At 67.7% G+C, this 13049-nt stretch carries 4 protein-coding genes and 2 pseudogenes; 5 read left to right on the top strand and 1 reads right to left on the bottom strand.

The features are described 5' to 3' along the window. Positions 1–69: 69 nt before the first annotated feature. Positions 70–1500, top strand: a pseudogene (locus E1258_RS35090) (reverse transcriptase domain-containing protein); the annotation flags it as partial. Positions 1501–1591: 91 nt separating this feature from the next. Next, complete coding sequence (locus E1258_RS35085) at positions 1592–1945, top strand: group II intron maturase-specific domain-containing protein (RefSeq protein WP_243715626.1); 354 nt, start codon at positions 1592–1594, stop codon at positions 1943–1945. Between the two features lie 186 nt (positions 1946–2131). Here the strand turns inward: E1258_RS35085 and E1258_RS35080 are convergent. Continuing rightward, positions 2132–2392, bottom strand: a pseudogene (locus E1258_RS35080) (site-specific integrase); the annotation flags it as partial. Between the two features lie 231 nt (positions 2393–2623). Between E1258_RS35080 and E1258_RS35075 the strand changes: the two are divergent. From E1258_RS35075 to E1258_RS22785, 3 genes are all read left to right on the top strand, one after another. Next, a complete protein-coding gene (locus E1258_RS35075) occupies positions 2624–2875 on the top strand; it encodes a hypothetical protein (RefSeq protein ID WP_243715625.1) in 252 nt (83 codons plus the stop codon). Between the two features lie 1307 nt (positions 2876–4182). After that, complete coding sequence (locus E1258_RS22790) at positions 4183–8205, top strand: LamG-like jellyroll fold domain-containing protein (RefSeq protein WP_132404713.1); 4023 nt, start codon at positions 4183–4185, stop codon at positions 8203–8205. A gap of 101 nt (positions 8206–8306) precedes the next feature. Continuing rightward, the coding region (locus E1258_RS22785; protein WP_243715624.1) for an RHS repeat domain-containing protein at positions 8307–13049 on the top strand (4743 nt) is incomplete at its 3' end.

Here is a 13049-nt window from a genome sequence, read left to right as displayed (position 1 = left end):
GGGTGGGAGCAGCCCTGACAAAGCCGGGACGGGCCGGTACTGCCAGACGGTCCGGGTTCGGCGAGCGGGATGGAGAGGGGTACGCGAGGAACCGGCGTGGGACAGCTCCTTTATGCGACGCCAGCTCGAACCTGGTGGATCTGGGCTGGAAGCGGTGCGCACCCGTCGTCGTGGGCGGCGGGGAACTCCCGAGGTGGTGGGCACGAGCTGTCAGGGAGGCTGCGAGGAAGGTCTGCGGCGTACTCGCAGCGATGCCGCAGGGGCATAGTCGGGCTCCTCCTTCGTCGAGCGAATCACAGTGAACACGGGAACCGTCCCGGGTCTTGCCCTTCTCCTCGCTGCCGGCGGGGCCGGTGGGGCTGGGCGCGTCGACCGCCGATCGGCCGGGGACGGGGCGGAGCCGCCGTAGTACTCCGAGCCGGGGAGAGCCCGGCACTTGGGGAAGGGCGGCAGCGGTTTCGAGGTGGGGAGGATGCTGCAATGCCGAAAGACGCGCCGCCGAACGGCGGTGCCCCGGCTCTGGCCCCGGTGGGGCCGTGGTCTCGGGTATCGGAGATGCAGGCCAAGCTTCACCGTTGGGCGGTGGCCGATCTCGGCCGCCGGTTCGGTGACTTGTTCAACTTCGTGTGTGACCCGGCGACGCTGATCGTGGCTTTCGACCGGGTCGCGGGGAACCAGGGAGCGCGCACCCCTGGCGTGGACGGCCTCACCGTTGCCGACGTCGCGGAGCAGGTGGGCGTGTCCGGGTTTCTGGACGACCTGCGGGCCGGTCTCAAGGACGGCTCGTTCCGGCCGCTTGCAGTGCGGGAACGCAAGATCCCGAAACCAGGAGGGTCGGGGAAGGTCCGCAAGCTCGGGATTCCGACGATCGCGGATCGGGTCGTGCAGGCGGCGCTGAAACTGGTGCTGGAGCCGATCTTCGAGGCGGAGTTCTTGCCGTGCTCGTATGGGTTCCGGCCCAAGCGGCGTGCTCAGGACGCGATCGCTGAGATCCACCACTTCGGCTCCCGTGGCTATCGCTGGGTGCTGGATGCGGATATCGAGGCATGCTTCGACTCGATCGACCACGCGGCCCTGATGGACCGGGTACGTCGTCGGGTGAAGGACAAACGCGTCCTGGCGCTGGTCAAGGCGTTCCTGAGGGCCGGGATCCTGACGGAACCCGGCGATCACCAGGAGACGTTGACCGGGACGCCGCAGGGCGGCATCCTGTCTCCGCTGCTGGCCAACATCGCCTTGGCGGTGCTCGATGAGCACGTGATGGGGCCGTGGAAGCCGGGCGGGACGATGTCGACCCACGGCAAGCGCGACTACCGGCACACCAAGGGACGGCCGACGTGGCGCCTCGTGCGTTACGCGGACGACTTCGTCGTCTTGGTGCACGGCTCGCGTGAGCACGTCGAAGCGCTGCGCGAAGACGTCGCCAGCGTGTTGGCTCCGCTCGGGTTGCGGCTGTCACCGGCCAAGACCCAGGTGATCCACATGAGCGACGGGTTCGACTTCCTCGGCTTCCGCATCCGGTGGAAACGCAAGGAGGGGGACGAACAAGTGGTACGTCTACACCTTCATCGCGGTCCGGCCCGTCCGGACGTTGAAGGCGAGGATCCGTGCCCTGACGCACAAGACATCGCAGCAGGACCTCGCGTCGGTTCTGACCAGGCTCGGTCAGATCATGCGCGGATGGGCCAACTACTTCAAGTACGCCGTGGCCAAACACACCTTCAGCAAACTGGACGACTTCACCTGGTGGAGGCTGGTCCACATGCTGCGGGCGCGCCACGGCTGGAACTGGGGTCAGGTCCGTCGCCATCTGGCCGCCTCCGGGCGGTGGAAGATCGCGGCGGACGGGGTCGAGTACTTCCGGATCGAGGGTGTGACGGTCTCCCGCTACACCTACCGGGGTAACAAGATCCCGACCCCGTGGCCACCTGCGAACCCCGCCTGACGGCAGGAACCGTGGAGAGCCCGTTGCCGAGAGATCGGCACGGCGGGTTCGGAGAGCGGTCCGGGGAAACGGACCGGGAGCAATCCCGCCACCGCGCCCCGGGCCGACTCCACAGCCGGACTGGGGGACGCCGGTCCGCTTGATCAGGAGTCGGAACCGGCCGCTGGCGTAGCCAGGATGGAGAGGGCTGCCGTCTTTGCGGACGAATACGTAGCCGGAGTCGATCCAGGTCTTTCCGGTGGTCTCGCGGCGTGTCCGCTGCTCTTGTTGGCGCTTTCGGTGTTCGCGCAGGACGTGGAGGGTGCGTTTGTCGAGGGCGACCGGGCGGCGTCCGGCGGCGGTTTTCGGGTCGCCTTCGATGACCTGGTAACCGGCGGTGGTGCGGTTGCGTTCGACGTAGAGCACACCGTGGTTGAGGTCGATCTCGGTCCAGCGAAGCCCGCACATCTCTCCGCGGCGCAGGCCACGCAGTGCGGTGAGCCACCAGAACGCGAACAGGGGGTCGTCGGCTACGGCGTCGAGGAACGTGCCGAGTTGTTCGGCGGTCCACACCGCGACTGAGGGGTGCTCGCCGGAGGCCTGCCAGGCGTTGATGCGGTCGTCGGTCCAGACTTGCGCGTGGGGTCTGCGGTAGCCGGCGACGGTGATGTGACGGGCTGGGTTGCCCTCGATGATGCCTTGTCTGACGGCGAGGTTGAGCGCGGTACGCAGGGTGGTGCGCAGGTGCTGCATCGCGGAGGCGGATTGGGGCAGCCCTTTGGTGTTGGTGGTCTGGGCGATCCGGTCGAAGACGGTGCGCAGCAGTCGGGCGTCGAGGTCGGCGAGGCGGTACTGACCGAGGTGGGGGATCAGGACGCGTTCGACGTCGCGGGTGTAGTGCAGCCGGGTGGTCGGCCGGATCCGGGTGTGCTGGTCGAGCCAGTGGCGTAGCCACCGCTCGACGGTCCATCCGCTGGCGGTGCGCTGCGCCTCGGTCGCGGCCAGCCACTCGTCCCGCGCTTTGCGCGCCGCCGCCTGCGACGGGTAGCCACCTCGGCGGACACGTTCGGATCGGCCGAGAACGTTGCGAGCGGAGCAGTGGAAGTACCAGGTGCCGTGCTGCCGGTCGCCCAGGCTCGGGCAGCGCTGCTCCAACCGCCGACCGCCGTCGTCCCGGCATCCGCACCTCTTCAAGATCACACCTGATTTCATGCTGGCATCCCTTCTCGTGGACTCACCCTCTTTCATCGATGTCGTCTTTTTGCTGACGCGGATTCGCCAGCTGATGCTCGCCTGCTGTGTCTTCCGACCATCGGCCCGCCCGCCGGGGGAGAGTTAACGGCGGCTCGGCGGCTCGGCGGCCCGCGACCCTGGGCGGCCTGTCTCACGTTGGCCGGTTTCGTGCGTGAGTGGCGGAGGCGAAAGCGAGGCGCCCGAAACGTCCGCGCGCCCTGGCCGGGGAAGCCGAGTCATCTCTCTCTGCTGTTGTGTTGATCACACCCAGGTCGAGGGTTTCGCTACGACGCTTGCTCTGCGTGATGAGGGTGCCCCCTCGCTGTGGGGCGTACTGAGTCGCTCCACGTGATCGAGGCAGGTCGAAGCGGTTCGGAGGTGGCGGTCGCCTGTCGGACTGTGTGACTGCCTCGCCCAGTCAGGCGTTGTTACGCAAAGTCATGTTGTGGCTGCCGAGTGCGATTTCGACTACAGTCCCACATCAATTGATCGCCATGGGTGTCGGGGGAGGCCCTGTGCTGGACGGTATGGGCAACTCGACACCCATCGGACTCGATGGGCACGGCAGGGGCTCCCCTGAGAAGGTAGGCCTGCTGTCTCGGCGCGGGGCGCTTGTGGCTTCGACGGTCGCGTGGTTGCTTCTGTCGACGGCGGCAGTGGCGGCGCCGACCGTTTTCGCTGCCTCGCCGGCGCGTGGGGCGTCTCCGTCGTGTAGCGGATCTGCGGTTTCCGAGGCCGAGGCGCTTGCTTCGGCGGCGGCGTGTGACATCCCGGTCGCGGTGGAATCCTCTCGTTCCGAGTACACGCAGGTGGTGGCGCAGCCGGATGGCCGGCTGTCGTTCGAGTCGGCGGTCGTGCCGCAGCGTGCGCGTCAGGAAGACGGTTCGTGGGCCGATGTCGATCTGACGTTGCAGGCGGACGGCGATGGCCTGGTCAGGCCGGCGGTCTCGGTTGCGGATGTGGCCTTCTCCGGGGGAGGAGCGGGCCCCCTGGTAACCCTGCGCCGCTCCGGTAAGACACTGCAGATGTCCTGGCCGGGCCCGTTGCCCGCCCCGGTCCTGTCCGGCGACGGAGCCACCTACCCGGGGGTCTTCCCGGACGTGGATCTCGTGGTCCACGCCACCCACACGGGATTCACGCACGTGCTGGTCGTGAAGTCCGCTCAGGCAGCGGCCCACCCGACCCTCCGCAAGATCACTCTGCCGGTGGGCGGTGACGTCGACCTTGAGGCACAGCCGGACGGGTCGCTCCAGGCCAGCGCCGGGGCGGCAGTGGTCGCTCGCACCGAGCCGGCGCGCATGTGGGACTCCACGGCCGGGTCGACCCTCCGCTCATCCGCCGCGCGCTCCTCGACGCTGGCGGCGGGCGATGCGGCCCTGACGGGTGAGGTGATCACCAACGTCACGGCGGGCGGGGACCTGGAACTCATTCCCGACTCGACGTTGCTCACCTCGGACGAGGTGACGTTTCCGCTGTTCATCGACCCGGCGTGGTCCGTGGCGGAGTCGAAGTGGGCTTATGCCACCAGCAACGGTTGCACCAACACCGACTACACGATGGCGCGGGTGGGCTACAGCCCGGAAGGGCCGTGTGTGGGGGCGAAGTTCCGTTCCTACTTCACGTTCCCGATGACCAACGGCACCGTGGCCTTGGGCGGGAAGCACATCGAGTCGGCGTACGTGCAGATGAAGCTGTACCACTCCTACTCGTGTGGTGACTCGCCCGCGCACATGTACCTGACGCCCGCGATCAACGCCACGATGAAGGCCTCGTGGTCGGGGATGACGTTGAAGAAGTGGCTCGACGCCACCGACGGGCACGCGAACAAGGCTGGTGGCTGTTCGGACTCGCCGCAGGACGACATGGTCATGAACTTCACCGGCTCGACGGTCACCAGCCAGGTCCAGACCGCCGCGACGGGTAACTGGAGCACCCTGACCGTGGGGTTCTGCGCCTGCAACGACGAGGGTCAGTACGAGTCGGACCTGGAACGGTGGAAGAAGTTCCGGCCGGCCAACGCGAAGCTGGTCGTGGACTACGACTCGAAACCGGGCAAGCCGTATAACCTGCAGGTCGCTGAGGTGGACTGCCCCGTCGACGGGGTGACCGTCGGCACCACCACCCCGAAGTTCTCCGCTGTCTATCCGGACGGGGACACCGGACAGACGCTGACGGGCACCTACGAGTGGATCGAGGTGCCGGCCGCCGGTATGGGCACGGTGACGGACACGGTGCCTACCCGTAAGACGCCGCCGGCTCCCGCTCCGGCCTCGGCGAACACCCGTGGCACGACTGCCACGGTCACCGTGGTCACGGCCAAGAACTATGCGTTCCGGGTGAAGACCGTCGACCCCGCCCCGTACCAGATTGGGAGCGGCTGGTCCGCCTGGTGCCAGTTCTCCGTCGACACCTCCGTGCCGCCGCCGCCCGACATCACGCCGCCCACCTTCACCCCACCGGACACGGGCCCCGGGCCGGGTGAACCCCTCACCGTGACGATCTCGACGACCGCAGTCGACGTCGCCAAGTTTCGGTACAGCTTCACCGGCCCGCCCGCCACCCTGTACGGCCTGCGCGCTTATTCCGGTGATGGCGTCGGCGGATTCTCGGCCACGTTCAGCGAGGCCGCATCGGCCTGGTACACCGACGGCACCGTCCTCAGCCCGGGCGACCTCTCCGGCGACGGCGAGCCCGACGTCGTGTTCCGCCGGCAGGAAACGGCCAGCCTCTACCTGGTCAGGGGCGACGGCGCGGGCGGCTTCCTGGGCTCACCCGAGTTCCTGGAAGGCTCGAACTGGTCTACCGCGCAGTACCTGTTCTCACCGGGTGACTTCACCGGCGACGGCGCACCTGACCTGCTCTACCGTGACGCCGCCACCCAGAACCTGTGGATGCGTCCCGGCGCGGTCGGCGGTGGCCTGCAGGCCACCTCGGCGCAGATCGGCACGGGCTTCTCGACCGCCAACTGGGTCTTCTCACCCGGTGACTTCAACGGTGACGGCAAGCCCGATGTGCTCTGGCGCAAGACCGACGGCACCTTCTACATGATCCGCGGCAACGGCACCGGCGGTTGGATCACCGGCATCTCGGAGAACATCGGCTCCGGCTGGGGCGGCGCCGCGCTGTTCGGCCGCGGCGACTTCTCCGGTGACGGCAAGACCGACGTCCTGGTGCGGCTCAACTCCACCGGCGAGGTGCGTCTGCACCGGGGCAACGGCACGGGCGGATGGTTGGACACTGTCGGCGTCACCAAGGGGACCATCCCACCGGGTGGAGGGGTCTTCACCCCCGGCGACTTCACTGGAGACGGCAAGCCGGACATCCTGGCCGCCGTAGCCGCCGCGCCGAGCTTCGGTGAGGTCACCGCCGTCACCAGCCCTACCGACCCGAACGTCAAGACCGCCCAGGTGACCGTCCTGGCCTACAAGTACGGCAAGAACATCTTCTGGGCTCGAAGCATCGACGCCGTCGGGAACCTGGGCAACACCAGCTCGAAGGAGGTCGAGGTCGCGAAACCGTCGCGCCCGGTCGCGAGGTGGAGCATGGAAACCTACCCCGGGCACGACCAGGCCGCGGCGTTGGCGGACAACCAGCCACTGCTGGGCGACACCGACGCGGCCGGTCCCCTGGCCAACGACACGCCGTTGACCACCAGCAACGTGAACTGGGACAACCACGCCCGACTGATAGGTGGACAGACCGCCGCCATGACGGGCACCGGGAAGCAGGCCCAGACCACCGGCCCGGTCGTAGACACCACCAAGTCGTTCAGCGTGGCCGCATGGGTGCGCGTCACCGACACCGGCACGACCTGCTGTAGGACCATCGTCTCCCAGGACGGCGCCGTCACCAACGGGTTCAACCTGTACTACGTCCCCAACCCGAAGCAGTGGGGATTCTCGATGTACAACGCGGACGGCACCAGCACGCAGGGAAGTTTCGTCTTCGCCCCCGCGGTGGCGAACACCTGGACCCACCTGTCCGCGGTGTACGACGACGAACAGAAGCAGATGCGTCTCTACGTCAACGGCACCTTGGCCGGCACCGCCAGCCACGACTCGACGTGGAACGCCACCGGCGCCCTCCACGTCGGCTACGCCAAGTGGGGCGCCGGCCAGAGCAACACCGGCCCCGGACAGATCGCCGACGTGCAGGTCTACAACCGCGTCCTGGTCAACCACGACTTCACCGGCCAACTCGCCTCCGACCCCGACTCCGGCGGCGTCAACGAACCCGGCATCCTCGCGCCCACCGAAGTCGGCCGCTGGGACTTCGAGTGGGGAGCCCATCCCTGCTACATCACCGACCAGGCCAACACCTGTGACGCCCAGGACAGCACCCCGTTCGCCCGTTACCTGGCTCTCAGCCGCGGCAGTGGCATCGCCCGCGGCAACCGCGGCAACGGCCTGCAACTGGACAACCGCTACTTCCCCGAAGAAGGGGAGAACAGCGAGGTCACGCATGAAGCGGGCCGCTCCGCCGTCATCACCGGCGTGACGACGGACGAGGACGGCATCGACTACAACGTCTGGGCGAACACCCCCGTGCTGCGCACCGACCAGTCCTTCACCGTGTCGTCCTGGGCGCGAGTGGACCGCACCGACATCACCCAGACCGTCATCGCCCAGGACGGGGCCACCCACAGCGGCTTCCTACTCCAATACGTCCCCGGCGTGACCGCCGACGCCGGCACGTGGAAGTTCAGCATGCCCGCGAACGCGGGAGCCACCAACGCCGCCGACACCACCAGCGTCACCGCTGCGGCACCGGAACCTGGCACCTCCTGGCATCACCTCGTCGGGGTCCTCGACGCGCAGAAACGCGAGCTACGCCTGTATCTCGACGGCACGATGGTCAGCACAGCGACGATGAAGACGGCCTGGACCCCGTGGCAGGCCGCCGGACCACTGACCGTGGGACGCTCCATCGCCAACGGCACCAACACCGGCTGGCTCCACGGCGGAGTGGACGACATCTCCGTCTTCCAGGGCGCCCTCGCCCCAGCTCAGATCAACGCCCTGTACCAGACGCAGGTCGTCGAAAACTAAACAACCACCACGCCTCAACCCGGGTGGACGGATACGTGCTCACATCCACCCACCCGGCATCCCCGCTCAACCCCTCTCGTCAGCAGGACGGTGGAGACACGATGCTCGACCTGACGTCACTGGTGATGCGCTCGAACCCAGCCGCGCGACGCCAGACCCGTATCACGCAGCTCCGCGTTCTGCTCTGCGGCTTGGTGGCCAGCTCACTGGTGAGCAGCGCCATGGTCGTCGGCGAGCCGGCCCAGGCCAAACCCACCCCGCACCTCGCCGCCCAGACCTCCACCATCAACAGCCACGGCGGCCACGCCAAGGGCAAGGCATGGCCGCACACCATCCAGCGACGAGAGGCGCTGCCCGCGCCGAAGTGGCCCGCACCCGCCACCGCCAGCGTCGCCCTCCCGGAACCGAACACCCGCACCGCTGGACCGGTGCGCCTGGGGCAGCTGCCAGTACGAGTGGCACGCAGCTCAAATCCGATCGGCGATGCTGTCTCATCGGTGACGGTCCAGATCCTCGACCGGGCCACCATCCCCGCGAGCCTGCGCGACGGCCTGCTGATGCGCGTCACCGGCGCGACCGCGGGCAAGCCCGGCAGGGCGGCCCTGTCGGTCGACTACACCGGCTTCCGCAACGCCTACGGCGGCGACTGGGCGTCCCGACTCAAGCTGTGGCGGGTCCCCGCCTGCGCGCTGACCGACGGGCAGAAGCCCGGATGCGACATCACCGCCCTGCGGTCATCGAACGACACCACAGCCGGCACCGTAACGGCGGAAGTGCCCGTCACCGCCGCCAGCTCGACCGCCGCCACGGACACCCTCATCGCCCTGTCCGCCGGGTCCTCGGGCCCCTCCGGCGACTTCGGGGCCACGCCGTTGCAGGCATCATCGACGTGGTCGGCGGGCGGCTCGGCCGGCAACTTCTCCTGGTCCCAGCCCATCCGGGTGCCCCCGGCCATCGGTGGTCTCGCGCCGTCGATCCATGTCACCTACTCGTCGGCGAGCGTGGACGGGCGATCGTCGGTGAGCAACAACCAGCCCTCCTGGATCGGGGAGGGCTTCGACTACTGGCCCGGCTACATCGAACGCCGCTACGTGCCCTGCCTCGACGACATGGCCGGCAGCGCCAACAACACCGTCAAGACCGGTGACCTGTGCTGGCGCTCCGACAACGCCATGATGTACCTCAACGGTCAAGGCGTCGAACTCGTCTACGAAGACGGCCGGGGATGGCACCCCCGCGAGGAGGACGGGTCCCTCGTCCAGAAGGCGACCGGGGCCAGCAACGGCGACAACAACGGCGAGTACTGGAAGGTCACCACCTCCGACGGCATCCAGTACTACTTCGGCCAGCACAACCTGCCCGGCCAGAGCTCCGCCACCAACTCCACCTGGACCGTGCCCGTCGCCGGCAACCACACCGGCGAGCCCTGCCGACAGAGCACGTTCAGCTCGTCGTTCTGCGACCAGGCCTGGCGGTGGAACCTCGACTACGTCATCGACACCCGCGGCAACACCCTGTCGTACTGGTACAACAAGGAAACCAACAAGTACGCCCGCAACATCGACGACGACGACGATGCCTCCTACGTCCGCGGCGGAACCCTCGTCCGCGCCGACTACGGAACGTGGGACCGCGGGTCAGCCGACCGGTCCGTCACCCCTACCGCCCAGGTCCTCTTCACCACCGCAGACCGCTGCCTCACCTCCTGCTCCGTCGACGCCAACTGGCCCGACACCCCCAAGGACCAGGAATGCGACGACACCTCCTGCCCCGGCAACTACTCACCGACCTTCTGGTCCACCAAACGTCTGACCAAGATCACCACAAGGGTCTGGGACACCACGAAGACCACCCCGGACTGGCAGAACGTCGACGCCTGGACCTTCACCCAGTCGTTCCCGCCGACCGGTGACGGCAGCGACCACGACGGCCTGTGGCTCGAGAAGATCACCCAGGAAGGGCTCGTCGGCACCACCGTGACGATGCCACCGGTCACGTTCACCCCCGTCTCGATGCCCAACCGGGTCTTGACCAGCAACAACACCAGCAACAACTGGCAGCGCATCGACTACCTCGTCACCGAGACCGGCGCGAAGATCGACATCGAGTACTCGCTGCCCGAGTGCACCGCCTCCAACCTGCCCTCGTCGCCACAGAGCAACGACAAGCGCTGCTACCCGGCCCGCGTCATCGACCCCGACGACCCACAGGGCGAGGCACTGGTCAACGAGTGGTGGCACAAGTACGTCGTCAAGGCCATCTCCGAGTCCGACGTCCAACTGTCCAACGGCGCGGCCCCACCGAAGTTCACCCACTACGAATACGTCGGCGCGCCCGCCTGGCACTACTCCGACGACGACGGCCTCACCAAACCGAACCGCAAGACCTGGAACCAGTTCCGCGGCTACGCCACCGTCAAGACCCGCGTCGGGGACGTGCCCGGCGCGCAGACCCTCACCGAGACGCACTACCTGCGGGGCATGCACGGAGACCGGCTGACCTCCACCACCACCCGCACCGTCACCGTCCCCGCCTCACTGGGCTCCGAGACGGTGTACGACGAGGACCAGTTCACCGGCATGGTCCGCGAACAGATCGTCTACAACGGCACCGACACCAAGCCCGTGTCGAAGAAGGTCAACGTGCCCTGGCGCTCCCCGGCGACCGCCTCCCGGACCATCAACGGCGACACCGTCACCGCCCGCTTCGTCCGCACCCAGAAGACCTACAACGCCACCGCCCTCGGCGTCGACGGCAACCGGGGCTGGCGCACCACCAGCAGCCAAACCTGGTTCTCCGACACCTACGGCACGATCGACAAGACCCAGGACAACGGCCTCGACACCGCCGGCGACGAGAAGTGCGAAACCCGCACCTACAACCGCAACGTCGGCGCGAACCTCATCACCGCCGTGAAGCGGTCCACCGTCACCGCACTACCCTGCGCGACCGCCCCCACCACCACCGCTCACGTCATCTCCGACACTCGCAACTACTACGACGGCGCCACCAGCCCCGACACCGCGCCGACCACAGGAGCGGTCACCAAGGTCGAACAGCTCAAGGACTGGACCGCCGGCAGTGGCACGACCTGGCAGACGACGACCCAGAACGCGTTCGACGCCTTCGGCCGGCTGACCTCCAGCACCGACATCAAGGGCAACGTCGTCAACACCTCCTACACCCCGGCCAGCGGCGGCCCCGTCACCGGCACCACCACCACCCGGCCGGCACCCTACAACTGGACCAGCACCACCGTCCTCAACCCGTACTGGGGCTCCACCACCAAGGTCACCGACTTCAACGGCCTCGTCACCGACGTCGCCTACGACGGCCTCGGCCGAGTCTGGCGGGTCTGGACCAGCGGCTGGGACAAGACCGGCCACGAGAACAACCCATCAGTCCAGTACACCTACCACTTCGCGCCCAACCGCGACGCCTACCCCTACACCGCCTCGACAGCGCTCAACGCCGCCGGCGGCCACCGCACCACCTACCAACTCTTCGACGGTTTCCTACGGCCCCGCCAGACCCAGACCGCCGGCGCCCTGCCCAACGCGACCCTCGTCGACGACACCATCTACGACAAGCTCGGCCGCGCCGACACCCGCTACAACACCCATGTCGAGGCGGGCACCCCCTCCGGCGCGCTGTGGTGGAAACCCGAGTGGGCGGTGCCCTCACTCGTACGCACCATCTACGACAACGCCAACCGATCTACGGCGGAGATCTTCCTGCACGGCGACGGCGTCACGAACCTCGTGGAGAAGTGGCGTGCCACCACCACCCACGAAGGTGACCTCACCACCGTCACGCCCCCCGGCGGAGGCACACCAACCACCACCGTCGTCGACGCCCAAGGCCGCACCGTAGAACTCCGCGAGCACACCACCAGCCAAGGCGTCACCGGCCCCTACCAGTCGACCTGGTACACCTACAACGGCAAGGACCAGCTCACCACGGTTGCCGACCACGCCGGCAACATGTGGACCTACACGTTCGACGTCAAGGGCCGCCAAACCTCCGCGAAGGACCCGGACAAGGGAACCAGCACCAGTCAGTACAACGACTACAACGAGCTGGAGAAGACGACCGACGCCCGAGGCGAGGTCCTCTGGTACGTCTACGACGCCCTCGGCCGCAAGACCGAACTCCGCGACGACTCCGCCACCGGAGCCCTGCGCGCCAAGTGGAAGTACGACCAGCTCTACACCGGCTCCACCGCCAAAGCGAAGAACCAACTGACCGAGTCCTACCGGTACGACCCACCAGGCTCGACGAACATCTACAAGTGGCAGGTCGGCGCCTTCAATCCCCGCGGCCAACCCAGCACCACCAACTACGTCATTCCCGCCGTCGAAGGAACCGGACTTGCCGGTACCTGGGCCTACGGCCACGGCTACTCACCCTACGACGGCACGCCCACTTACACCGGATACCCGAACAAGCCCAGCGGCAGCACCATCAACACCGGCCTGCCCAACGAACAGGTCGAGACCGTCTACAACGCCACCACCGGCCTGCCCACCTCGCTGACGTCGACCAGCGCGGGCACCTACGTCACCCTGCAGACGTACACCGAGTACGGCGAACCCAACATCACCACCCGCCAAACCTCCGGCGGCCTCTACGTCGAGGACGCCACCTACTACGACGACGTCACTCGCCGCGCCGACCGCGTCACCATCCAGCCACAAACCGCCGCCGGGACCGTCGCCGACCGCCGCTACACCCCCGACGACGCCGGCAACATCACCACCATCACCGACACCCCCGCCATCGGCAGCAGCGAAACCCAGTGCTTCCGGTACGACACGCTGCGCCGCCTCACCTCCGCCTGGACC

The organism is Micromonospora sp. KC207 (genome assembly GCF_004348615.1).
Lineage (GTDB): Bacteria > Actinomycetota > Actinomycetes > Mycobacteriales > Micromonosporaceae > Micromonospora.
The sequence above is the reverse complement of the archived record's forward strand: the minus strand, read 5'-3'. Positions and strand labels throughout refer to the sequence as shown.

Excerpts from the sequence above, each read along its gene's own strand:
- E1258_RS22790 (WP_132404713.1), top strand. The coding sequence starts at position 4,183 with ATGTCCTGGCCGGGCCCGTTGCCCGCCCCGGTCCTGTCCGGCGACGGA.